This window comes from Flavobacterium sp., from assembly GCF_027533505.1.
In the GTDB taxonomy this organism is placed as follows: Bacteria; Bacteroidota; Bacteroidia; order Flavobacteriales; family Flavobacteriaceae; genus Flavobacterium.
Map to the genome: position 1 here is coordinate 1 of NZ_JAPZUB010000007.1, position 24,972 is coordinate 24,972.

Annotated in this window: 24 protein-coding genes; 3 read left to right on the forward strand and 21 right to left on the reverse strand. The window is 40.3% G+C overall.

Annotated features, from left to right (window positions below):
- Window positions 1-168 precede the first annotated feature (168 nt).
- The 9 genes from O9316_RS01970 to O9316_RS02010 all read right to left on the reverse strand — a co-directional run bounded on the left by O9316_RS01970 (window position 169) and on the right by O9316_RS02010 (window position 11,911).
- Entirely contained in the window at window positions 169-4,194 is a 4,026-nt protein-coding gene (locus tag O9316_RS01970; protein WP_298204099.1) for a GEVED domain-containing protein, read from the reverse strand.
- 101 nt (window positions 4,195-4,295) lie between these two features.
- Window positions 4,296-5,486 (reverse strand): enoyl-ACP reductase FabV, encoded by a 1,191-nt coding sequence (gene fabV / locus O9316_RS01975; RefSeq protein ID WP_298204100.1) that lies wholly within the window; start codon window positions 5,484-5,486, stop codon window positions 4,296-4,298.
- Between the two features lie 49 nt (window positions 5,487-5,535).
- The gene (gene recN, locus O9316_RS01980; protein ID WP_298204101.1) at window positions 5,536-7,188 is read right to left on the reverse strand and encodes a DNA repair protein RecN; all 1,653 of its coding nucleotides are present in this window, start codon (window positions 7,186-7,188) and stop codon (window positions 5,536-5,538) included.
- A 19-nt stretch (window positions 7,189-7,207) separates the two neighbouring features.
- Entirely contained in the window at window positions 7,208-8,101 is an 894-nt protein-coding gene (locus O9316_RS01985; RefSeq protein ID WP_298204102.1) for a DUF4835 family protein, read from the reverse strand.
- A complete protein-coding gene (coaBC, locus tag O9316_RS01990; protein ID WP_298204103.1) occupies window positions 8,091-9,299 on the reverse strand; it encodes a bifunctional phosphopantothenoylcysteine decarboxylase/phosphopantothenate--cysteine ligase CoaBC in 1,209 nt (402 codons plus the stop codon). The genes O9316_RS01985 and coaBC overlap by 11 nt, the downstream gene beginning before the upstream one ends.
- Before the next feature lie 11 nt (window positions 9,300-9,310).
- Window positions 9,311-9,628 carry a DNA-directed RNA polymerase subunit omega gene (locus tag O9316_RS01995; protein ID WP_073362712.1) on the reverse strand — a complete coding sequence of 106 codons (318 nt, stop codon included), beginning with the start codon at window positions 9,626-9,628 and terminating at the stop codon, window positions 9,311-9,313.
- A gap of 5 nt (window positions 9,629-9,633) precedes the next feature.
- Window positions 9,634-10,431: an outer membrane protein assembly factor BamD gene (gene bamD, locus O9316_RS02000; RefSeq protein ID WP_298204104.1), complete on the reverse strand. Its 798-nt coding sequence runs from the start codon at window positions 10,429-10,431 to the stop codon at window positions 9,634-9,636.
- A 78-nt stretch (window positions 10,432-10,509) separates the two neighbouring features.
- Window positions 10,510-11,391 carry a 4-hydroxy-tetrahydrodipicolinate synthase gene (gene dapA, locus O9316_RS02005; RefSeq protein ID WP_298204105.1) on the reverse strand — a complete coding sequence of 294 codons (882 nt, stop codon included), beginning with the start codon at window positions 11,389-11,391 and terminating at the stop codon, window positions 10,510-10,512.
- Window position 11,392: 1 nt separating this feature from the next.
- Window positions 11,393-11,911: a hypothetical protein gene (locus tag O9316_RS02010; protein WP_298204106.1), complete on the reverse strand. Its 519-nt coding sequence runs from the start codon at window positions 11,909-11,911 to the stop codon at window positions 11,393-11,395.
- A 47-nt stretch (window positions 11,912-11,958) separates the two neighbouring features.
- On the opposite strand from O9316_RS02010, the gene O9316_RS02015 reads away from it, so the two are divergent.
- The gene (locus O9316_RS02015; RefSeq protein WP_298204107.1) at window positions 11,959-12,738 is read left to right on the forward strand and encodes a 5'-nucleotidase; all 780 of its coding nucleotides are present in this window, start codon (window positions 11,959-11,961) and stop codon (window positions 12,736-12,738) included.
- An 8-nt stretch (window positions 12,739-12,746) separates the two neighbouring features.
- On the forward strand, window positions 12,747-13,664 hold the full coding sequence (locus O9316_RS02020; protein ID WP_298204108.1) for a metallophosphoesterase: 918 nt from the start codon (window positions 12,747-12,749) through the stop codon (window positions 13,662-13,664).
- On the opposite strand, the gene O9316_RS02025 is transcribed toward O9316_RS02020, so the two are convergent.
- The 8 genes from O9316_RS02025 to rpsF form a co-directional block, all read right to left on the reverse strand.
- Window positions 13,629-14,333, reverse strand: coding sequence for a hypothetical protein (locus O9316_RS02025; protein ID WP_298204109.1), 705 nt, complete (start codon window positions 14,331-14,333; stop codon window positions 13,629-13,631). The two genes, O9316_RS02020 and O9316_RS02025, sit on opposite strands and share 36 nt — an antisense overlap.
- A gap of 14 nt (window positions 14,334-14,347) precedes the next feature.
- The gene (locus O9316_RS02030) at window positions 14,348-15,070 is read right to left on the reverse strand and encodes a hypothetical protein (RefSeq protein ID WP_298204110.1); all 723 of its coding nucleotides are present in this window, start codon (window positions 15,068-15,070) and stop codon (window positions 14,348-14,350) included.
- A gap of 8 nt (window positions 15,071-15,078) precedes the next feature.
- Window positions 15,079-15,750 carry a hypothetical protein gene (locus O9316_RS02035; RefSeq protein WP_298204111.1) on the reverse strand — a complete coding sequence of 224 codons (672 nt, stop codon included), beginning with the start codon at window positions 15,748-15,750 and terminating at the stop codon, window positions 15,079-15,081.
- Entirely contained in the window at window positions 15,740-17,737 is a 1,998-nt protein-coding gene (gene ligA, locus O9316_RS02040) for an NAD-dependent DNA ligase LigA (RefSeq protein WP_298204112.1), read from the reverse strand. The genes O9316_RS02035 and ligA overlap by 11 nt, the downstream gene beginning before the upstream one ends.
- A gap of 49 nt (window positions 17,738-17,786) precedes the next feature.
- On the reverse strand, window positions 17,787-18,263 hold the full coding sequence (locus O9316_RS02045) for a DUF6495 family protein (RefSeq protein ID WP_298204142.1): 477 nt from the start codon (window positions 18,261-18,263) through the stop codon (window positions 17,787-17,789).
- A 62-nt stretch (window positions 18,264-18,325) separates the two neighbouring features.
- Window positions 18,326-18,766, reverse strand: a complete 441-nt coding sequence (gene rplI / locus O9316_RS02050; protein ID WP_298204113.1) for a 50S ribosomal protein L9 — start codon at window positions 18,764-18,766, stop codon at window positions 18,326-18,328.
- Between the two features lie 15 nt (window positions 18,767-18,781).
- Window positions 18,782-19,078, reverse strand: coding sequence for a 30S ribosomal protein S18 (gene rpsR, locus O9316_RS02055; protein ID WP_073362644.1), 297 nt, complete (start codon window positions 19,076-19,078; stop codon window positions 18,782-18,784).
- Between the two features lie 5 nt (window positions 19,079-19,083).
- A complete protein-coding gene (gene rpsF, locus O9316_RS02060) occupies window positions 19,084-19,422 on the reverse strand; it encodes a 30S ribosomal protein S6 (protein ID WP_073362646.1) in 339 nt (112 codons plus the stop codon).
- A 170-nt stretch (window positions 19,423-19,592) separates the two neighbouring features.
- Here rpsF and O9316_RS02065 point away from each other — a divergent pair, with 170 nt between their 5' ends.
- Window positions 19,593-20,288, forward strand: coding sequence for a LytTR family DNA-binding domain-containing protein (locus O9316_RS02065; protein ID WP_073362647.1), 696 nt, complete (start codon window positions 19,593-19,595; stop codon window positions 20,286-20,288).
- Here the strand turns inward: O9316_RS02065 and priA are convergent.
- From priA to nadC, 4 genes are read right to left on the reverse strand one after another with little or no spacing between them, the layout of a single operon-like run.
- Window positions 20,285-22,732: a primosomal protein N' gene (priA, locus tag O9316_RS02070; protein ID WP_298204114.1), complete on the reverse strand. Its 2,448-nt coding sequence runs from the start codon at window positions 22,730-22,732 to the stop codon at window positions 20,285-20,287. The genes O9316_RS02065 and priA overlap by 4 nt on opposite strands.
- Complete coding sequence (locus tag O9316_RS02075) at window positions 22,733-23,161, reverse strand: DUF2147 domain-containing protein (protein ID WP_298204115.1); 429 nt, start codon at window positions 23,159-23,161, stop codon at window positions 22,733-22,735.
- Window positions 23,158-24,105, reverse strand: coding sequence for a YihY/virulence factor BrkB family protein (locus O9316_RS02080; RefSeq protein ID WP_298204116.1), 948 nt, complete (start codon window positions 24,103-24,105; stop codon window positions 23,158-23,160). Before O9316_RS02080 ends, O9316_RS02075 begins: the two co-directional genes overlap by 4 nt.
- The gene (gene nadC / locus O9316_RS02085; protein ID WP_298204117.1) at window positions 24,105-24,965 is read right to left on the reverse strand and encodes a carboxylating nicotinate-nucleotide diphosphorylase; all 861 of its coding nucleotides are present in this window, start codon (window positions 24,963-24,965) and stop codon (window positions 24,105-24,107) included. Before nadC ends, O9316_RS02080 begins: the two co-directional genes overlap by 1 nt.
- Window positions 24,966-24,972: the final 7 nt, after the last annotated feature.

Below are 24,972 nucleotides of genomic sequence, written 5' to 3' on the forward strand. Positions count from 1 at the left end.
TTAATGGCTTTAGCACACAACTTAAGAAAGAAAATTGCAGCTTAAAGGCAATTTTAAACTCATTTTAAAATAGTAAACTTTTGATGAAAGTTTAATCAAATAAAAAAACCGTCTCAAAATTTTAGTATTGAGACGGCTTCATTTTTATGGTTTTTAAACAGCGTAAAATTATTGTTTTATCACTTTTAATGTTTTCACCTGTTGATTTACTGTAGCGCGAACTAAGTAAGTTCCGGCAGGCAATTGCGAAAGATCAATTTGCGAAGCTGTTGCTTGAATGGTTTGTGACCAAACGGATTGGCCTAACATTGTAATCACTTCAATTCGATCAATAGGTTCAGAAGCCGATACCTGCAAGATATCTTTCACAGGATTTGGATAAGCGGTAAACAGCACATCGTTAAATCCAATGGTATTTAAAGAAGCATCATAAACCGAAAGTCCAAAGTTACCTTGTCCTCCGTTATATCCGAATGCACGAACCAATACGGTCACTCCTGGTGTAAGTCCGGTTAAAACGAGTCTAGAATGTCCTACAGCCGTCTCAGAAGCCCCATCATCATCACAACCCACAGCCGTCAATACTGCGCAGTCGCCTATGTAAGCTTGAAGCACCGTGTCAATTCCGGCACCTCCTGTTGAAGTACCCGCAGTTTCAATCGTAGCATTACCCGATGCGGGAACAACGAAACTATACCATACGTCTTTTCCAGATGTTGCAAATCCAAAAGCACCACAGGTCGGAGCCGGTGTTTCGGCACTCAATGTTGCGCCCAAGTTGCTTGTATCAATATCTTGATCGGCATATACACCGCCAACGGTTAATGCAGTAGGTGTTGCGCATGAGTCATTGTTTGGTAGAGGGGGTGGTGTTCCACAAGTAATTGCGCGTGTACGCTCATCTTGATTGTCACTACATTGGTCATCGGCATGAGTGATAAAACGGATAACACCCGTTACCGTAGCTGTCCATGTCACTGGAGTTATCCCCGAAGTATAGGCCAACGTTGCGTCAGTATTAGCAATCGTAATGAAATCCGATGCAATTGAACTAGTGAAAGTATACTGCACACCCGCAGTCACATTCACATTGGAATATTCTCCAGCCCAACCCACTGTGGTAATGGCTTGTGCCGCACCAATACAAGCTGGTGTAAATGTTTGTGTAGGGAAAATTCCGTTGGGTGTATCCAAACACGCCGTAGTCGCACAAATATCATTTACGGTAACAGCTAAACGAGACGTACTTTCACATCCCAATTCATTTTGAGAAGCAAAATAGGTAGCGCCATCCACTAATGGAGTCGACGTTGGAAGTACATTTCCTCCCGTTGCGCTGTCATACCATACAATTTGCGTGCCTACCACCGACAAATCGTCAATGGTTGCGGTTGTACAATAATCTTGTGTTGGATTTCCTGATGGGGCCGCTGAGGGTGCCGTAACTACCAATACTAATTCAACAATTGAAGTACACCCTAAATTATTCTGTCCTACAACAAAGATTGTCTCACCATTAGAGGCAACATAAGCAGTAGGATTAGGAATTTCATTAACGAGATTTTCAGCATCGAATAAATCCAAATAAAAGCTGTAGGTAAGACCCGTTTCATTTGAGATTAAAGAAATTGCACTGGTCAAATCTACAACCTCTGTAGAATTAGTATTCAAATCACATAAAGTAAGGGTCGCATCTGATAATACGGGCAGCGGAACAATATCAACGGTTACCTGTAAACGTTGAAAACTTTCACAATCTAAGGTCTGCGAAGCATAATACGATGCCCCATCCACCAAAATCGTTGAAGCACTTAGTGGGGTCCCCCCGGTTGGTGTGGCATACCACTGAATGGAAGTTCCGTTGGCAAATAAATTGGCTACCGTAAATCCGTTACCACAAAAACTGACGACGGCATCTCCCGTTGGAGCTGGAGTTGTTGAAGCGCAATCATAGGCTGCAATTAGGAATTCACCAAAAGCGTCGTTTAGGTACTCCCATGCATTAACGTATAAAACTTGTCCTGGATTTAATCCGTTTAAGCTGATTAAAGAAAAGTTACCATTAGTACTACTGTCATCATCACAAGCGAGTAAGGTTAGCGCGCCACAAGTACCGGAGTAAACCGCCATCCCAGTATCGGTTACGGCACTACCCGACAAAGCATTGGTCTCTAAAGTTACACTACCTGAAGCTGGAACTGTGACTGTAAACCAAACATCGCCCCCTGTAAAGGCTGCACATCCAGGTGCCGGAGGATTGGAATTGGTAGCCGATACATTCGTAGTGGTAATAGGAATGTTATTGACATTTGTACCGACAGTTAATGCAATGGCATTGACACAGTCGTCATTGGCTGGCGGTGGAATTAAGGTTCGGAATGAAAACGGACCTGTCCAAAGACTCGACTCATTGGGTCCGCAAATCGCGCTAATGTATATGTCATATAAAGTATTGGGGGTTAAACCAGTCAATACAAATGGATTTGTTGTAACAACTGTTCCTGCACCAGGAGAAGGGGCAGCGCCTCCATTAGGAGTAACATAAATTACCCATTGTGTTTCTGTACAACCTGCTGTCCAACCCATAGTGGCTGATGTAGTCGTTATATTTGTAGTAATGATATTGGAAGGTTGAGGACAAGCTACTGCAGTAGTAATCGTCACATCATAATCTTCGGTTTCTCCATAACCATACGAAGCACATGGGTCGATGGTATTCCCGGGTGTGTTCCATACATCACGAATGCGCATACGATGCGTTCCCAGTGGCGGATTACATGCCAACGTTATGGTAAACGTTGCAGTACCATTAGCTCCAATCGCCGTTGTTGTAAACCCCACACGCTCATTGGTTTCAAACACTCCATTATCGTTATAATCTATCCAAGCGGCCATGTTTTGGTTACCAAATGTTCCTACTGTCACTGAAACGGTGTACGTTCCACCAGCTTGAAGATCGGCTGTAAAATTTGGCTGCCCTGTAAAATACGTATACGCTGGATTCACAGGATTTGTTCCTGAGTTATTTGACAAAGTAGTTCCATTGATTACAATATTTGAAATCAAATCGCCATCAGTCTTCCCAACGGTGTAAATAGGCACACAATAACAAGCATTGGGTGCGGTCATGCCAACCAAAACTGGTGTACTTTCAGCACTTTGTCCAGAAGCGGTACATGTCACTACACATTTGTAATACGTTGCCACAGTTTGTGAGGCATTGTAGGCCTCTGCGTTTGAAATACCAGAGGCATTGGTATAGGTGATATTATCGGTAGAAACCAACCATTGGTAGGTCACACCTGAGCCTGAAGTTGCATTCTGCAATGACACATTAAAGGGAACGGCAGCACATGCTGTCGCACTCGGAACAATTGTATTTCCGGGATTTGGAGCCCCAGTACACGATGGAGGGGGTGTCCAAGCAAAAGTTAATCCAGAAGTTGGAGCAATGGTATTGGAGAGCAATACTGTCGCCGCAGCCGTAGTTCCCGCTGTGGTTGCATTCCAATCGGTAGCAGTACTTCGGTTTGAAAAATTAGACGCTGGATTATTGGGAGCTGCTCGCAAACCACAATCCGCTGTAGTAGGTGTCGCGTTATTGGTCATCGTTCCGTAAACAATTGCAACAGCATTGGTCGTTTCTTGAAGACGTATTTGAAAATTGAACGAATCGCCTAGCGCCAAGTACTTGGCATAATTTTTCCATTGTACTACAAGAACGCGGTTGGGCGCAACTCCAATTAATTCATAGCGAATTTCGGACCCCGCTTGGGCTTGTAAATCGCGTGAAAAACCAGCAATTCGTGCCACACGATCACTTGGAACCACTGTACTCGTAGAAGATAGAGGGGTATACGAGGAGGAGGAATTCATATCTACGGCTGGCGTAAACGTGGATGAGCCCAAAGAAATCCATCCGTTGGTATTCACGGCAAAACGGTCATAGGTTGTACCGTTAAACACAAAATTGAATCCGATGGGCAATCCCACTCCTGTGAAAGCATTCCCCCCCAGAGGAACTGCTGGATCCAAAAATCGTTCATCATCGCTTGCTGTGTTTCCTAAAACAGTCCCTCCAGATATAGCCGTGTACGTACCATTACTTTGCGAAAAAGTATATTGGCTTAACGTTTGACTAAATCCTAACTGTAGAAACAACAACAACGCTAAAGTCATTGTAATTTTCTTCATAAAATACTTTGTTAGGTTTAATTTTTTGCGAGTTAAAAGTAGCCAAAAAAAAACAGCCTGAAAAAATATTCAGACTGTGGGTATGTTAAAGTTTAAAATTATTAGGAAATACTAGGAATGGAGACCACTTCATTTACATCTGCCAAATAATCCACTCCTTCAAATCCAAAACCAAATAGATTGAGAAAATCATTTTTGTAACCGGCCAAATCGCCCAAATCACCCAGAGATTCCGTAGTAGCCTCCTCCCATAAACGGGCAACTTCGGCTTGAACATCATCACGCATTTCCCAATCATCAATACGAATTCGATGCTCTGCATCTACAGGAATGGGGGTTCCGGCATACAAACGTGCACGATACAAGCGATCCATTTGTTCTATACAGCCCTCATGAATCCCTTCCCGTTTCATGATTTTATACAATAAAGAAATGTAAAGTGGAATAACGGGTATAGCTGAACTTGCTTGTGTTACTAAGGCTTTATTTACAGAAACATATGCTTTTCCGCCTAAATGTTGTAATTTTTCTGTGATTGTGGCTGCCGTAGCTTCCAAATGATCTTTGGCACGTCCAATGGTTCCATTACGGTAAACCGCTTTGGTTACCTCAGGACCGATGTAAGAATACGCCAATGTCATGGCACCCTCGGCCAATACGCCCGCTTTTTGCAGGGCATCCATCCACATACTCCAATCTTCGCCACCCATAACCACAACGGTATTGTCGATATCCTCTTGTGTCGCGGGTTCGATAGAAACTTGAGTTACATTACCCGTATGAAAATCAACCGTTTTATTGGTAAATGTTCCTCCGATTGGTTTTAATGCCGAACGATGTAAAACACCTGTCGTTGGATGCATACGCACTGGGGAAGCCAAACTGTAAATCACCAAGTCAACCTGACCCAAATCGGCTTGGATAGTTGCTATCGTTTGCTCTTTGATGGCCTCCGAAAAAGCATCGCCATTGATACTTTTGGCATACAAACCAGCGGCGTGAGCTTCTTGTTCAAACGCAGCTGAATTATACCATCCAGGTGAGGCGGTTTTCCCCTCAGTTCCGGGCTTTTCAAAGAATACACCAAGGGTAGACGCGCCACATCCAAATGCACTTGTAATGCGAGAAGCCAAACCAAAACCGGTTGAGGCCCCAATGACCAAAACGCGTTTTGCTCCCTCAATTTTCCCTTGCGCTTTTACATAATTAATTTGATTTTTTACATTTTGCGCACAGCCTGTTGGATGAGCTGTCAAACAAATAAATCCGCGCATTCTGGGTTCGATAATCATACTTTTCTATTTAATGTTTTATGTACTTCGCCAAAGATAAGGCATTTTTTTAGTTAAGCAATTCGCGTGCTTGCCCGATTGCCGCAGGAGTAACTACTTCTCCTGAAAGCATTTGTGCGATCTCTTGAATTCGTTCCTCTTCGTTCAACGCTTTTACATTGGACTTGGTACGGGTGTCGTCGTCCTCTTTGTATACTTTAAAATGGTGTTGCCCTTTCCCTGCAATTTGAGGCAAATGCGTAATTGCAAAAAGTTGGATATTCCGACTCATCCCGCGCATGATTTCCCCCATTTTATGAGCAATTTCTCCTGAAACACCAGTATCAATTTCATCCAAAATCAAAGTAGGCAACTGGATTTTTGAAGACATTATTGCTTTGACTGCCAACATGATACGCGACAATTCGCCTCCTGAAGCAACTTTTTTCAAAACGCCTAACTGTCCCCCTTTGTTGGCGGCAAAAAGTAATTGAATTCCTGTATTTCCTTGCGGTATAAACGTCGTTTTTATTGGAAAATCGATGGCAAACTGTGCATTAGGCATTCCTAGATTGGCTACTATTTGTTGTAGTTCTTGAACTAATGGCCCCACAGCTGCTTGACGATTTTGTGTAAGGGAATGGGCTAATTGCTCTAATTCTTGAAGATACTCACTCACCTCCTGCTCCAATTGTACAATTTCTTCCTCTAAATTGGTGAGTGAAACCATTTTTGATTGAAGCGATTCTTGAATTTCCAATAAAGCCTCTATGGTTTGTACTTGATGTTTCTTTTGCAGTGTATAAATCGTTTGCAACTGCTCTTGAAGGCTTTGCAAAGTTTCAGGATCCGCTTGCAATTCTTCCGCCCCTTGTTGCAACTCGGCAGCGATATCATCAATTTCGATTAAAACACTCGAAATCCGTGTTAAAAATTGTTGGTATTCGGGTGAAAAAGAAGCAATTTTGGAAAGCGCATTTTTGGATTCTTTTAATTGATCAACAACGCCAAACGACTCATTTTGCAGGATACTAATTACTTTTGCCATTTGAGCTTGAATCAGTTCCACATGGTTTAATTTCTCCAACTGCGATTCCATTTCCTCTTGTGATCCTGCCACCAATTGAGCAGCCACCAATTCCTCCCACAAAAAGGAGTGATAATCTTGTTCTTGAAAGGCTTGTGCGCGTGCAGCTTGCTTTTCTTGTAAAATGGTATGCGCTTTACGATAATCCCTTAAGGTTTGCTGATAGGTTCGTAAAATATCGTTATTTCCTGCGACAGCATCGACCAATTGAAATTGAAAATCATCGTCATTGAGCGCTTGCGTTTCATGCTGGGAATGCACATCAATCAACAGCGATCCCAAAGCTTGCAATTCTGATAAGTTAACTGGTGTATCGTTGACAAAAGCTCTAGATTTCCCAGAGGGTAATATTTCACGTCGAATGATAGTTTCGGCATCATAATCCAAATCATGGACCGTAAAAAAATCCTGAAGTTGATAGGAGGCAATGGAGAAATGCGCTTCAATTACGCATTTTTCATTTGAATTTTTCAATGCAGATAAATCGGCACGGTTGCCCAAAACTAAACCCAATGCACCTAACAGAATCGATTTACCTGCCCCCGTTTCACCGGTAATTACGGTAAAACCAGAGGAAAAATTAACCGAAAGCTTTTCGATTAAAGCGTAATTTTCTATCGAAAGGGCTGTAATCATCTAGGTATTCTCGATTCAATTAGAATTTTATGGCATTCCACTTGCTGCTGTTAAGAGGGGAAATTCGCGATAACTTATCGACGATTCCCTCGGCGGGCACTGCAGGTCCCCCAGACAATATCGCTACCAATTCATCGGCTTTAGCATCAAAAAACAATCGAGTTAAAAAGGCATTGGGACGCGTTTTGTGCAAGGCTTCCAAACTATTTATCGATTCAATAATCGCTTTTTTACCCGCCTTTAGGTCTTTATGCATCAAGTCTAAGCCTTGAAAATGATATTTATAAATGGCTTCTAAATACGGTTTGAAGGTCCCCGACAACAAATCGGCTACCAAATAATAGCGATTGTTCGTTCGATCCGATTGCTGCCACCCCTTTCCACCGCCGGGCATGGCTAAGTTGACTACCTCTTGTGCTTTTTGGAAATAAGGCAATCCACTATCCAACTCGAAACTTTCTGCATCTATCCCTAAAATAATGTAGATATAAAATGCCAACGTTGACATGAGGTTGGAATCATAACTGTTGGGATTGAAATACATTTGTTGAAACTCAACGTATTGAAATTGAAAGTCTTTATCGTTGATATTTAGCAAGTTGGAACTATATCCAGAGTTAAAAATAGGTCGCGAAGATTGTACCTGAAGACTGGCGTCAAAATTGTTGTTTTCGTAGGCATTGATCGTAATGAACATGCTGCAGCTAATTTTCTCTTGGTTTTCAAAAGTCTTCTCCGTCCAAACTGTTTTATTGATAAAATCATTGATCGAGGTTTCCAACGATTTAAAAATTTGGGTATTGACATTGGTAATTTTGTCGTAGTTAATCACTACCCTACAATTGATTTCTTGGGCATTTGCGATACTTACAGAAAAAATCAAAACCAATAAAAAGCGCAATTTATCTTTCATAATGTTGTATTACTTTTTGCAAAATTTCATGTGCAACCGCCTCTTTCGATTGTAAAGGCTTAGGCTCTATTGTTCCATTCCGATCGATAAGCGTTACTTTGTTGGTAGGTGTTCCAAAACCGGCACCCGCATCTCGAAGGGAGTTTAGGACAATCAAATCTAAGTTTTTTTTCGCAATTTTTAACATCGCATTTTCAATTTCGTTATGCGTTTCAAGGGCAAAACCAATTAAAAACTGGGCTTTTTTTTGGGCGCCCAATGCGGCTAAAATATCCTTGTTTTTGACCAACGTAAGCGTTAGTGACTCATCGGACTTTTTAATTTTTTCTTGGGCTACAATTTCGGGACGATAATCGGCCACTGCTGCTGCACAAATCGCCACATCAACCTCAGGAAAACACTGTAAACAAGCGGCATACATTTCCTCAGCCGTTTGCACATCAATGCGGTGTATCGCTGAATTTTTTATTGCTAAAGCGGTTGGCCCTGCAACCAAATAAACCTTCGCTCCCAATGAGGCAGCAACTTCGGCAAGATCAAACCCCATTTTTCCAGAAGCATGATTGCCGATAAAGCGTACCGGATCAATGGGTTCGTACGTAGGTCCGGCGGTAATCAATATTTTTTTATCGCGCAAGGGCATTTTCCCCAATAAATCCTTTTCGAGAAACGCCACAATGTTTTCGGGTTCTGCCATACGTCCTTCGCCCGATAATCCGCTGGCCAACTCTCCTTTTTCAGCGGGAATCATGATATTGCCAAATTGTTGCAACAACTGAAATGAAGCTATTGTAGACGGATGTTTGTACATGTCTAAGTCCATGGCAGGAGCAAAATAAACGGGACATTTCGCAGAAAGATACGTGGCAATCAACAGATTATCACAGTTCCCGTGTGCCATTTTGGCCAATGTATTGGCGGTAGCGGGAGCAATCAACATTAAGTCACCCCACAATCCCAATTCCACATGATTGTTCCACTGAATTTCTTCATCATCGTTGTAGAACGAACAGTAGACAGGGTTTTTGGATAATGTAGCGAGCGTTAGGGGAGTTACAAAATCAACAGAAGCAGGTGTCATGACCACACGGACCTGAGCACCTGCTTTGATGAGTAATCGAACCAATGTAGCGGCTTTATAAGCAGCAATGCCTCCGGAAACCCCGAGAACTATTTTTTTACCGCTCAACACTGCCATGGGATCAATTTTTATTTCGATACGTCTTTATGATAAATTTTACCATCGGCCCATTCTTGTACCGCTAGCGCGTGGGGTTTGGGTAATTTTTCATAGAATTTTGAAACTTCAATTTGTTCTTTATTTTCAAAAATCTCTTCCAAGCTATCATTATACGTTGCAAACTCTTCCAATTTTTCAATCAATTCTTTCTTGATTTCCGTATTGATTTGCGTGGCTCTTTTGGCCATAATGGTAATCGCTTCGTAAATGTTACCGGTTTGCTCTTCGATAACAGCACGGTTGTATGTAATCGTGTTTACAGGTGCTGTTGTCTTTTTTAAATCCATTTTACTCATGACTTTGAAAATTGTTGTAATTCTTTATCAATTTGTTCCAACATAACGTCGGCTTTACTTTTAAATTTTGAGTCGCCTTTAAATTTAACTAACGACTGGTAAGCGCCTTTGGCATTGTTTAAACGCTCTTGCATTTTGGAAGGGATGCTGTTAATGGCCAATTGAAAGGCGGAGTCCAATTTAAGGAACAACGCTTCTTCTTTGAAAGCGGTTCCTGGAAAATCCGATAAAAAGATATCAAATGCGACTTGGGCAGCTTTGTGATCTCCAATGGTATTGTATTGTTTGGCTACTTCAAATGCTTTGCGTTCAAGTTTCACGCGCAAATCTTTCGCGATAGCATTCGCCTGAGGCATATAGGTTGAATTGGGGTAACGATCAATGAACTCTTGCATTTTAAAAATGGCTTTATCGGTTTCCGTTTGATCCAAACTGTAAGTTGGTGATAACTCAGCAAAGCACTTGGCCGATAAAAAGAACGCTTCTTCTGCACGAGGATCTCTGGGGTATGAAGAGGCAAAACCTTCCAATTGGTAGGCGGCTAAATAGTATTGCTTCGTATTGTAATACGACATCCCAAAACTATAGGACATCTCCTCTTCTCCCGATTTTCCTTTGTAAATTGGCGCAATGATTTCATACAAACGAATGGCCTTGTTGTACTTTTGTTTGTCGTACATTTTTTTGGCCACCGCTTTTTTTACTTCGGTATCTTCCGATTTAAATGCTTTTTGGTATTCGCTGCAGCTTACCAAAAATAATCCAAGTATACTAAGAATCAATCGTTTTTTCATTCGGAAATAGGTTCTTTCGACTTTCGCCAAAACGAAACGCAAAAGTAGGTATTATTTGTATAGCTTTAAAATATTTTTTTACAAGGGAAATGCATCCACAAATTGCTTCAATCGATGTGACAAATCGGAAGAAACGTTGACCAATGGCAGACGAACTGTATTTTCAGACAAGCCTAAATGCATGAACACTTCTTTAATTCCGGCAGGATTACCCTGTTCAAATATCATATTGATTGTATCAGCCAACTGGTAATGAATGGCATAGGCTTCTTCCACTTTACGGTTTAAACCTAATCGAACCATATCCGAGAATGCTTTGGGAAACCCTTCGCCAATCACCGAAATCACTCCACTTCCTCCGGCCAAGACCATCGGCAATGTGATCATATCATCGCCCGAAATTACATGAAAATGTGCAGGTTTATGTTGCAACAACTGCATCGCTTGCACGATATCTCCAGCCGCTTCTTTAATCGCTACAATATTGGAAAACTCTTGCGCCAAGCGAATCACGGTAGCGGGCAACATATTGCTTGAGGTTCGACCGGGCACATTGTACAAAATTATTGGAATAGGAGACGCCTCTGCAATGGCCTTGAAATGCTGATAAATTCCTTCTTGGGTTGGTTTATTGTAATACGGCGACACCGATAGAATTGCCACAAAAGCTGCTAAATCACGCGTTTTCAATTCGTGAATCACCTGCGCTGTATTATTCCCTCCTACACCTAAAACAAGCGGCAAACGACCTTGGTTGGCCTGAATTACGGTTTGAATCACTACTTCTTTTTCCTCAGACGTCAGGGTAGCACTTTCGGCAGTTGTACCTAAAATTACTAGATATTCAATTCCATTTTCTATTTGAAAATTGACTATTCGGGTAAGTGCTTCTGTATCGACTGAACCGTCTTTTTGAAAAGGAGTTACCAAGGCCACACCAGTACCAATTAATGCTCGCATGTTATATTTTGTTTAGAATTTTTAAGTATTTAAATAACTCATCTGTAAATTGAGAATGATTTTCAGTGTCGGTGGCAATCATCAAATCATTTAATTTCTTATCAACGCTAGCGAAACCTACTTTAAAACCAGAGCGCGACGATTGTGATATAAACTGCAATATCCCTTTATCAGTAGGATAATAATTGATGAGTAAATCGTAATATTGAGAGATAAATCGTTGCACGACAGCACTATCAAAAGACCCTGTCCATTTAAAATCGCGGTACGAAAAAACGGGATAATCAAACGTTTCTTTTTTGGAAATATGATCTCTAAACACTAAAATCTCGATATTTTCAGGACGTATCCCTTTTTTGATTAGTTCGCGAATCAAAGCATCTTTATCTTGAAAACAAGTCTCATCCAAGATAATACCTACCTTTTTCACCAAATCACTGGAGGTCAATTGCTTGATTTCAGTCCATTTACGTTTAACGATTTTTTTAAGTGATATGTCCTTTAATCTTTGGAAAAACATAGTATTTTTACTTACTACAAATTTAATTAAATTCAACTGCATTGCACATGGTAAAGCTAAAAAAGTATCGCAGCTTGCGAAAGTACTTTGTTTTTATCTTAACATTTGGCGTCCTTGTGGCCTGTCATCGAAATCCGTGGACTTCTACGCGGATAACGGGAACGAAAATCGCTATAACGGAGAGTCAGCCGATAGATTCTACAATTGAAGCGGTCATACAACCCTACCGTCAACATATTGAAAAAGACCTAAGTACGGTATTGGCCTACAATCCTGAGCCCTTGGACAAATCGAAAGGCAAATGGCAAACGAATATAGGTTGTTTTATGGCCGATATTACGCTTGACTATGTTAACAAAACCTTGGCCCAACGTGGCTCTGCTCCAGCCGAAATTTGCTTGCTCAATCACGGGGGAATTCGAGCGGTTATTCCTCAAGGTGATGTTACCGCACGAACGGCATATGAAGTCATGCCTTTTGAAAACAGTGCTGTAGTTGTTGCTTTAAAAGGGGCTCAGATAAAAGAAATGGTCGACTACATAGTGCAAGAAAAAAAACCGCACCCTTTGTCGGGTTTGACCTTTACATTGCATCACAACCATGCTGAATCTATCGTAGTACAAGGCATTCCTTTGGACGAAAATAAAATCTATCGTGTAGCCACTTCCGATTATCTATCCAATGGCGGCGACAATATGACCTTTTTTAGCAAAGCCTTGGAAACGGAACAAACCGATTACAAAATCCGAAATTTACTCATCGATTATTTTAAGGCTACCGATACCCTACGGGTAAATTCGACGCCCCGAATACACATCAAAGAATAGAAAACCGCATGAAACGAAGAGAATTTATCAAAACAACCGGAGCGGCAGGAGCTTACGTAGGACTAGGAAGTCTTGGGCTAAGTAGTTTTACGAATGCTGATACGAAACAGATCACTATTTTGCACACCAACGACGTTCACAGTTATGTGGATCCATTTCCCGCCAATCACCCTAAAAACCCCAACAAAGGTGGTGTGGCACGTCGGGCTGCGGTCATCAAAATGATTCGGGAAGAAAATCCTAATGTGTTGTTGGTTGATGCAGGCGATATTTTCCAGGGTACGCCCTATTTTAACTATTATGGGGGGGAATTGGAATTCAAACTCATGAACTTAATGGAATATGATGTGGCTACGATTGGGAATCATGATTTTGATAACGGTATTGACGGTTTGATGACCCAATTAAAAAAGGCAAATTTTGAGATGGTTTCTGCCAATTACGACCTGAGAAACACGGTATTGGACGGACTTGTCTCGCCGTACACCTTAAAAATGGTTGACGGTGTAAGGATTGGAATTTTTGGATTAGGCATTGCGTTACAGGGACTGGTCGATGTGCGCAACTGTAAAGAAACGAAGTACTTGGATCCTGTGGAAATTGCAACCGATACTGCCCGGCTGCTTCGTGAAGAAAAAAGATGTGACTTGGTTATTTGCCTCTCCCATTTAGGATTTAAATACACTGATGATGCTTCAAAAATTTGCGATGTACTATTGGCCCAAAAAACCGAAAACATCGACTTGATTATCGGAGGACATACCCACACTTTTTTGGAGAAGCCCGTGGTTGAATTGAATCGTGCGGGAAAAAAAGTGTTAATTAATCAGGTGGGATGCTACGGATTGAACTTAGGACGCATCGATTTTTACCTTACCCAGGATAAACCGTTAGCTTCGAAAGGTACTTCGATTGAAATTGGGTGATTCGGCAGCTAACGCAAAGCGATAAAAGGCATAAAACCCTAATACATTCAACAACATGGCTAAGGGACGCATGATTTGTGAATGGACCTCAGCCAAGTAATACTTTTCAATATAAATCACCAATTGCAAGCCCAAAAACAGTAAAATACTGATTAAAAGTAATGAATGAACTTGATTGTCATCCATTACATAGACTGAAATGGCTATTCCCCCAAATACTGCGGCAATAATATTGTGAAAAAACACCATAGCTACTGCATTATCGGGCACATCATTGGCGGCAAAAAGATAAAAAAAGATGAAGGCTAAGGGGAGTGTTGCCAGTAAAAAAGCGAGCCAGTATTTTATTTTGATATGATTTAAAATGAAACACAACAAAAACAAGCGATGTATCGTAAAACAAATAATCCCATAAAACAAACTTTCAACCGTGTTGGGAATAAACAGAAGATTGGTCAGCGCGGAAAAAAGCATTATTCCTACAAAAACAAAGCTTTTTTGCTTTGAAATCCAAAAGTACATCCCCAACAAGATAAGCGGAATCAAAGGCTTTGAAACGTATATAACTGGCAAAATTCGAAAAAACTCCCCCACCAATTCAATGCCCCCATTGACAAAATAGAGCAGTGTAAATCCAGTTACTAGTTGAGGTGAAAGTTTTGAATTCATTCTATAAAATTAACTTATTTTTTGTAATAAATATCTTTTACAATTGATTTATTTATTAAAATCTCCGACATCAAGACCATATATTTACATAAAAACACATGTCCTAAAAGGAAAAAAATCATAGATATAGGCTTTAAATAATCGATATTTAGATAGTATAATTTAACCCCAAGCACAAATAAATTGAGTGCAAAACATAAGGCACTCATAAATAAAAATTTGCTCGCATTATCATGGATTAAAAAATAAGTGCCAAAAGCAATACCACCCAACAATGCCATAACAAGGGCTTGAGCAATTAACATATATAATTCGTATTCAAGTACATCGGTATATACCAAATGAATTACACTCAAAAACAAAATTAAAAAGGGAGCTGAACCCATCAACACTGGTTTTAAACGTATTCCACGAGAAAACTCGAACTTCCAAATTTCAAAAACAAGAATACAACGATGTATAATAAAACAGAGTGTGGCAAAGAAAAGGAAATTAGCAGCAGGAACAGTAAAAGCTATGTTAGCCAACCAATTAAACAATAAAGCAACCAAATACCCCTTGTTAATTGAGGATGTCTTTAAAAGATAACAGCAAGCCAGCAAGGGAAGAAGCAATGGCTTGACAGTATTAATTATCGCTTCATGATGGTATAATTCGGCACCAATTTCAACCAAGGAAACCATCAAAAAAAAGGGAAACACAATAGAAATGCGTGCCTGCGAAGTCAGTAATGCCATAAGTTAATTTATTTACTTTTGGGATGATTCAATACAAAAAGAACTAGGGCGATATAAGACAAATAATGGCACAAATGATGCAATACATCCAAAACAATTAGATTGATTTTTATCGTAAACAAGACATAAAACACTTGTGAAACCAAAATAGAAACTGAAGTGATTAGCAAAAATAAATTAGACAACTGCATCGAATATAGACCATTGTAAGCCGTCAATCCATTCATAACCCATAAGGTTAGCCCAAAAATAGCTATTGCAAAAGGAAGTATTCCTTCTTCTTCCCAGAAAAAACTCACCACAGTAATCCATAAATAGCCAAGAAAAATGAGCACTAAAAACAGTGATATCATATTTATCGTATCCCAGTAAAAGCGTTTACTTTCGCGAAGTGCCAACCGAATAATAATAAGGTTCCCAATAAAAAAGGGGGCTAATAAGTAATTTATTTCCTGTTCAAAATCAAATAGAGCTATCGCGTCTCCAATAAAACAGACCATCAGGAAAAGAGCGATGCTCCATGAAACTTTTTTCGTATTTCCTAAATAAAAAAACGCAAGCGATGGTATAATTAAAGGCTTGCAAAACAACAATATACCATTCCACTCCATGGCTCTTGACAAGGAAGCCAAGACTGAAAATACAATAAAAAAAGACAACGCAATTTTATCAATTTTCATACAATAACGTTAAATATTCCGCTTCAGTGATTATGGGAACTCCTAACTGTTTTGCTTTTTCGAGCTTTGCGGGCCCCATGTTGGCACCAGCGATGACATAATCGGTTTTGGCCGAAATCGAACTTCCCACTTTACCGCCATTATCCTCGATAGACTGCTTCAAATCCTCCCGATTAAATTTTTCAAAAACACCCGAAACCACAAAGGTTTTTCCTAGTAGCTTCTGTGTAGCATTGGGATTAAATTGCTCGACGACGGCAAACTGAATCCCGTGCTCTTTCAATCGTTGCAGTATGCGTTGGTTGTTGGCATTGTCAAAAAATTCGATAACGCTTTGGGCAATTCGCTCCCCAATTTCATCCACCAACATCAAATCAACCATTGAGGCAGCTTGTAACGCATCAATGGATTTATAATGCCGCGCCAATTTTTTGGCTACTGTTTCCCCTACATAGCGAATGCCTAAAGCAAATAAAACCCGTTCGAAAGGAACTTCTTTTGACTTTTCAATACCAAAAATCATATTCTCCGAACTTTTTTGTGCCATGCGATCCAACTGAATCACTTGATCAACGGTCAATTCATACAAATCGGCATAATCCTGAACCAATCCATGGGTATACAACAAGGCAACCGTTTCACCTCCTAACCCTTCAATATCCATGGCTTTTCGCGAAATATAATGCTCAATGCGGCCAATAATTTGTGGCGGACAACCGTAATAATTGGGACAGTAATGTTGGGCTTCTCCTTCTTTACGAATCAATTCGGTTTGACATTCGGGACAATGGGTAATGTATTCCACGGGTTGCAATGCAGGACCGCGTTGGGCTACTCCGATAATTTTAGGAATAATCTCCCCTCCTTTTTCTACAAAAACATGATCGCCAATTCGCACATCCAACTTTTCAATTTGATCGGCGTTGTGCAACGAGGCTCTTTTGACAATTGTTCCTGCCAATTGCACGGGTTCGAGATTTGCCACCGGAGTGATTGCGCCGGTTCGACCTACCTGATATGTAATTGAATTTAAGGTAGTCGTTACTTGCTCGGCTTTGAATTTATAGGCGATAGCCCAACGGGGCGCTTTGGCTGTAAAGCCCAATTCTTCTTGTTGGTGTAAATCATTTACCTTGATGACAACCCCATCGGTTTCATAGGGCAACTCATGACGGTGGACGTCCCAATAATCGATAAATTCAAAAACCTCCTGCAAGTTTTGGGCTAATTTGGATTGGTTGGGCACTTTAAATCCCCATTGTCTTGCTGCTTGAAGTCCGTCAAACTGCGTTTGAAAGGGAAGATTATTTCCCACAATATTGTATAGCAAACAATCGAGAGGCCTACGGGCGACTTCGCTACTGTCTTGTAACTTCAAACTTCCTGAGGCTGTATTTCTGGGATTGGAATAGGGGGTTTCGCCTTTTTCAAGTAAGTCGTGGTTCATTTTTTCAAATCCATCCCACGGTAGAATAATTTCCCCACGAATATCAAACTTTGGCGGAAAATTTCCTTTAAGTTTTAAGGGTACCGATTTGATTGTCTTGATGTTGGCAGTCACTTCATCGCCTTGAAATCCATCGCCGCGGGTAACAGCGCGAACCAACAATCCATTTTCATAAGTAATACTAATAGAGGCTCCGTCGTATTTTAATTCGCACGTATAGTGCACCGGAGTAGCGCCCAACATTTTTTGAATGCGATTTTCCCAATCGATCAAATCCTCCCGTGAATACGAATTGTCGAGAGAATACATGCGGGATTCATGGACAATCGTCTCAAAATTTTTGGTGACCATCCCTCCTACACGTTGGGTGGGAGAATTAGGGTCAAAAAATTCGGGAAATTGATTTTCAAGCGCTTGGAGTTCTTTCAATAATTGGTCAAACTCGTAATCCGAAATCGTGGGTTGATCCAACACGTAGTAATTGTAATTGTGTTGATCTAACGTTTCACGTAACTGAAAAATACGTTGCGCAGGCTCCATAAATACTGTTTTTTTACAGGACTAATGTAGCCATTTTTTGGAAAATAGCTTAGGATTGATTTAGGATTTCATACAACTGACGGTACAACTGACCTTCGCTCAAAATCGCGCCTTGGGTAATCAATTCAAACAAAGCGAGATTGCGTTCGCCTTCGTACGTTTTCATTCCTGTGTGAATTTCAACTTCGGGGGTAAAAAGCTGTTGTGATAACCACGTTAATCCTTCTTTTTGTAAAAAATCGACGCCAAGAACGTTGGTTTTAATAATAATAGAATGCATGGAAGTCTCTTCGCAATGGAACAAAAAAATATGCTGGGGAGAAAAATGCTCTAAATAGGAAGCTTTGTCCAATACGCCTTCCCAGATTAAATCGGAAAACACATCGAGTTCTTGCTCGGCGACTTCAGGTTGCTGCACTTTCAATTCGTCCCATTCTTTTTTATCGATAGATTGTGCGGCCAAAAAATTGGCAAATTCTACATGCAAGGCTTCAAATTGTTCTTTGGTCAGTCGCTTGTATTTCATAAGGTAAAGGTCAAAAAAAATCCCGTCCATAAGAACGGGATTGTATGGTAATGGGATTTTGATTATTGCTCAGCAACGATTTCGTAAGCCAAATCAACAATCACTGAACGGTGTAAACGAACGCTAGCTGTGTATTTTCCTGTACGTTTAACGGTACCGCTAGTGATAAATTTACGATCAATGGCATGACCCGCTTTTTCTAATGCTTCAGCGATATCAATGTTGGTTACCGAACCAAACAATTTATCACCGCCTGCTTTTGCAGTAATTTTAATATCTAATGCTTTTAGAGCCTCAGCCAAAGCCTGTGCGTCAGCAACAATTTTAGCTTCTTTGTGTGCTTTTTGCTTTAGGTTTTCAGCCAATACTTTTTTGGCCGAAGGAGTAGCTAACGTAGCCAACCCTTGAGGAATTAGGAAGTTGCGACCGTAACCGGGTTTTACACTTACGATATCGTCTTTAAAACCTAAATTCTGAACGTCTTGATTTAAAATGAGTTCCATAATCTTTTCTCCTTATTATTTTAATAAATCCGCAACGTAAGGCATTAAAGCCAAGTGACGTGCTCTTTTGATAGCTACAGAAACTTTTCTTTGGTATTTCAAAGAAGTTCCAGTTAAACGACGGGGTAAAATTTTACCTTGCTCGTTTACAAACTTTAATAAGAAGTCTGGATCTTTGTAATCTACATACTTAATTCCAGATTTTTTGAAACGACAATATTTTTTGGTTTTGTTGGTTTCAATGTTCAAAGGCGTAAGATATCTGATATCTCCGTCTTTTTTTCCTTTTGCTGATTGTTCGATTGTCGACATGATCCTTACGCTTTAGATTTTAATTTTTCTCTTCTTCGTTCTGCCCAAGAAATAGCGTGTTTGTCTAACGCTACTGTCAAGAAACGCATCACGCGCTCATCGCGACGGAATTCTGTTTCAAATTGGATTAACACTTCTGGAGAAGCTTGGAATTCGAATAAATGGTAAAAACCACTTTTCTTGTGTTGGATTTCGTAAGCTAATTTTTTTAAGCCCCAATCCTCTTTTGATACCATTTTAGAACCCTTGGAAGTAAGAAAATCCTCGAACTTGCTTACTGTTTCCTTTACCTGAACTTCAGATAAAACGGGATTTAAAATGAAAACAGTTTCATAATGTTTCATAATAGAAATGATTAAAAAATTCAAATTGGGCGCGAAGGTAGTGAAAATATTTTACCAAACAAGTAAAATTTAAAAATATTCGCTTAAGTGCAAAAAAAGCCGATAAAAATTAGGTTTTTTAATTTAAACCTTTTACTTTAGCGGAACCAAATCTATAATAACACTAAATTATGAAGTTAAATTGTGTAGTAGTTGACGACAGTTCATTACAACGAATGGTGATTGCAAAGTTAGTAAATAATCATCCTAATTTACATTTAGTAGGTGATTTTTCTAATGCAATTGAAGCAAAGAACTGTATGACCGTACATACCGTGGATTTAATCTTCCTGGATGTAGAGATGCCTGTCATTAGTGGTTTTGATTTTATTGACGGTTTAAAAGTGAAGCCTCAAGTAATTTTCATTACTTCAAAAGCAGAATACGCACTCAAGGCTTTCGATTATGACGCTACCGATTACCTACAAAAGCCCATCGTTTTAGAACGTTTTAACGCCTCTGTAAAACGTGCCTTGGAACAACACATGTTGCGTCGTGAAAACCATGAAGAAGAAGGTGAACACATCTTCATTAAGAGTAATCTTAAAAAACTCAAGGTTTATACGAACAAAATCAAGTGGATTGAGGCCTATGGTGATTACGTAAAAGTTGTAACCGAAGAAGACACCAACTTGGTACTTTCGACCATGAAATCTTTTGAAAAAGATCTTTCCAAAGATAAATTCATTCGCGTACACAAGTCGTATATTATTAATATAGACAAAGTTGAGCGCTTCAACAGTAAATATGCCGAAATTGGTGTTACGAAAATACCGTTGAGTCGCAACAAAAAAGATGATTTAATCAAAGCTTTGGCTATTGCTTAATAGTAATCCACATTCACCGTAACTTTTATCGTTCGGTATTGTGGTACCGTATCAAAACTATCCAAAAGGCGTTGGATAGTTTTTTTTATGCCCATTACCGACTGATGGGTCGGTATTTTGATCAAAATCGTACGTAAATATTCATTGCGAATTTTGTTGATCGCAGGTTCTTCGGGTCCCAAAACAGGACTGTCAATTTGTTGTTTCAAACCCTGGTACAACCATAAACTTCCTTCTTTTAGTTTTCCAAAATCACGGTGTTTGAGGGTTAGGCGAATTAAACGATAATACGGTGGATATTTGTAAATTTGACGGTCATACAATTGTTCTTTGAACATCTCCGCATAACTGTGATGTGTCACTTGTTGAATGGTATTGTGCAACGGATTGTAGGTTTGTATGATTACTTTACCCTGCTTTTCAGAACGACCGGCGCGTCCAGCCACTTGTGTTAGCAACTGAAAACTACGTTCAAACGCCCTAAAATCAGGGTGGTACAACAAATTATCGGCATTGATGATGCCAACAAGCGATACATTATCAAAGTCCAAGCCTTTTGCCAACATTTGAGTACCTACTAAAATATCGATTTCCCGATTCTTGAAACTGTCAATCAACTTTTCGAAACTGTATTTGCCCCGCGTCGTATCTTGATCCATGCGCTTGATGTTGGTTTGTGGGAAAATTTGAGCCAAATCCATTTCAATCTGCTCTGTACCTATTCCTTTAGTAATCAAATCGGTACTCGAACAGGCATGACAATGGGAAGGTTTAGCTATCGCATAACCACAATAATGACAGCGCAACTGGTTTTTGAACTTATGATACGTTAAACTCACGTTGCAATTGGTGCATTGCGGAATATGTCCACACGTCATACACTCCATAACCGGCGCAAATCCTCGTCGGTTTTGAAACAAAATCACTTGTTCTCCCAATGCCAAGGCTTCAGCTATGGCGTCAAGCATCACTACACTGAAATGCCCCTTCATTTGCTTTTTGAAATACGCGTCTTTTAAATCGATCAATTGTACCTCAGGGAGTGGGGTTTTCCCAAATCGTTCCGAAAGATTCACCAAACCGTATTTTTCAATCTTTACATTGTGGTAGGTTTCAATACTAGGAGTTGCCGAACCCAACAATGTATTTGCACCATGGGCTTGGGCTAAAACAATCGCTGCATCACGAGCATGATAACGGGGTGCAGGATCTTGCTGCTTGAACGTTTGTTCATGCTCTTCATCAACCAAAACCAAACCAAGATTGGAGAAGGGTAAAAACAACGCTGAACGCGCCCCAATTACAATTTGTGCCGAAGGATTTTGTTGCAAAACATTATGCCAAACCTCCACACGCTCGTTATTGGAATATTTGGAATGATACACACTGACTGCATTCCCAAAGTACCGAGTCAAACGCTGCACCAATTGAGTGGTTAAAGCAATTTCTGGCAATAAATACAAAACTTGCTTTCCAGTTTGAATCGTTGTTTCAATCATTTTGATGTACAACTCTGTTTTACCCGAACCCGTGACACCATGTAATAAAACGACAGGTTTCGCTTTGAAAGCGAGTTGCAGTGCATCGTAGGCCTCTTGTTGGGCAGCACTCAACGTCAGGGTATAGGGTTGAAAAGCATTTGTGAAATTAACCCTATCTTCTTGTAACGAATAGGTCTCAAAAACATTTTTGGAAATAAGCGCGTTTACAACCGCATCACTTACCCCTGATTTTTCTTTCAATTGTTTGACAGAAATGGGCTTTCGGCTTTCAGCTTGGCATTGAAAATAACCCAAAACGGCCTCTTTTTGACGCGAACTTTTTAAACCATCCAACAAGGCTAGCCATTGGGATTCTTCGGTATAGGCATTACTAAGCCGCACATACTTCACCCACTTGGGCTTGTAGGTATGCTGCACTTCCTCATGCAAAGCGAGTACGCCTTTTTGCAACAAGGAATGGACGACTGGGTATACATTTTTTCGATTTATAATTGAAGAAGCCAACTGCATCGTTAAAGAAGATTGGTGTTGCAAGGCCTCATAAATCAAATACTCATCGTCGGTCAAAGAGCTCAGATCCACTTGTGCTTCCGACCGAAAATGGAGTTGCGTCTCACTTTCCAAAATAAATGCTGCCGGCAACGCTCCCCGAAATACCTCACCCAAGGTGCACATATAATACTGGGCAATCCACTGCCAATGATTCAACTGTAGTGCATTGACCAAAGGCGACTCATCCAAGATATGGTCAATCGATTTGGCTTCATACAATTGGGGTGGCGTTTGATGCACATGATGCACCAAAGCGGTATACATTTTCCGTTTTCCAAAGGGAACCACAACACGCATTCCAGGCTGTAAAAAATGGTATTCGGCCTCGGTGACCGCATAGGTAAAGGTTCGAGGTAAGGCTAACGGTAAAATGACTTCGGCAAAATACACCTAGCTTTTTTTAACTTTAATCCAATATTGTGTACGTCCCAAAAGCGAAAAACCAACATACCCGCGTACTTTGAGCTTATCATTGCCTTCGAGTGAGATGGTGCATTTATACACCTTCCCTGTTTTGGGATCGGTAATGGTGCCTCCGGTAAATTCATCATCGTCTTTCTTCAACCCTTTGATGATGATTAATCCTTCGACAGGCTTGTTTTTATCAGCACCCTCGCATTGGTCGCATTTTTTATTTTTAGCGGCAGGGTCGAGTACCTCAACGATTCGTCCGTAGATTTTACCGTTTTGTTCATAGATTTCAACGATACTTTTCTCTTTTCCTGTAGCATCGTCAATGGTTTTCCATTTTCCTATAATGGTTTGCGAATAGAGGGATGTGGTTAGGAACAATCCCAACAAAATAAGACTTTTTTTCATAGCGTTTCTTCGTTTTGTTTTTTTAATTCTTCTCTATATTTCAATGTATTTATGGTTCCATTCAATTCAAATCCCAACAATAAAATGGCACTGTTGATCCAAATATAAAACATGACGACCAAAAGTGTACCAATCGATCCGTACAACTCATTGTATTTGGAAAATTTAACCACCCAAATCCCAAAAAGATAGGACGTCCCGATAATTAATAAGGTGGTAAATACCGAGCCAATGGAGATAAATGAACGCCGTTTATCGCGTTTGATACCGTATTTAAACAAAATGGAGGTAGTGAGTAAAATCATTACGATCACAAAGGCATACCTTCCCATTTGAATGAGGGAAATGTCTTCAGAAAGCACGTCTTGGATTTTTATTTTTTGGATAAACACTTCAAAAACAACAATGGCGGCCACCGTAATCAACAATAAAAGCGATAGCAGCATTGAGATCCCTAAGGCTACTAGATACTGACGGATAAATTTTCGTTTGATACGCACATGAGAAGAAGATTCAAATCCGGTGAGTATGGCGTTTACCCCATTGGTCATCAAAAAAACAGACATAAAAAACCCAATGGAAAGCAAGCCCGAATGGGAATGATGCAAGATATCGTTTACAATTTTGGAAATGGCTTCAAATGTTGTAGGCGGCACACTTTCCTGCACAAACCCCATAAAATCGGTTTGAAATCCATCGATTGGGATAAAAGGGATTAGGTTAAAGATGAATAGTGCAAAAGGAAAAAGTGCCATAAAAAAACTAAACGCAATCGATGCTGCGCGATTGGAAACGGCATTTTCAAAAATTCCACTGATATAAAAGGCAATCAATTCATAGAGGGACAATCCATAAAGCCAAGGCAACGTAATCCGGTCCAATAACTGGATCAGCTGCCGAAGCACTGGGATTTTTTGAAGAATTTCCGCTGTGCGATGTGTCATTATTCGATGGCTTTTAAACTCAAATCCATATTGTATACCGAATGGGTTAGCGCGCCCGATGAAATATAATTCACACCACATGCTGCATACTCACGAATGGTTTTTTCATTAATATTTCCCGACGATTCCGTTTGACAGCGATCTCCAATAAGTGCCACTGCTTTTCGGGTATCTTCAAAATTGAAATTATCGATTAGAATTCGATGGATTCCTTCAGATTGAAGAATTTCTTCAATTTCAGCTAAATTTCGGGCTTCCACGATAATCTTCAGGTCGCGCTTAGTTTCGGCTAAATACGCTTTTGTTTTTTGAATGGCCGCTGTAATTCCGCCCGCAAAGTCGTTGTGGTTGTCTTTCAACATAATCATGTCATACAGGGCAAACCGATGGTTCTCCCCTCCTCCTATTTTTACGGCCCATTTTTCGCAGGCTCGAAATCCTGGGGTGGTTTTACGGGTATCCAAGATTTTGGTTCCTGTTCCTTCCAACAAATCCACATAATGCCGGGTCTTGGTGGCAATGGCACTCATCCGTTGCATCGCATTCAGCACCAAGCGTTCGGCTTTTAAAATGGATTGCGATCGACCTGAAACATGAAAAACGACATCGCCAAACTGCACACGCGCGCCATCTTTGATGAAAACATCCACCTGCAAGTCAGGATCGACATAATGAAATACCTTTTGGGCAAACGCAACACCCGCTATTACGCCTTCATCTTTGACCAACAATTTGGCTTTTCCATGCGCATTTTGGGGGATACAAGCAAGCGAACTATGATCGCCATCACCTACATCTTCACGAATGGCATTGGCAATGATGGTCTGTATTTCGTATTCAAATTGGTCTTCTGAAATCATTATTTTT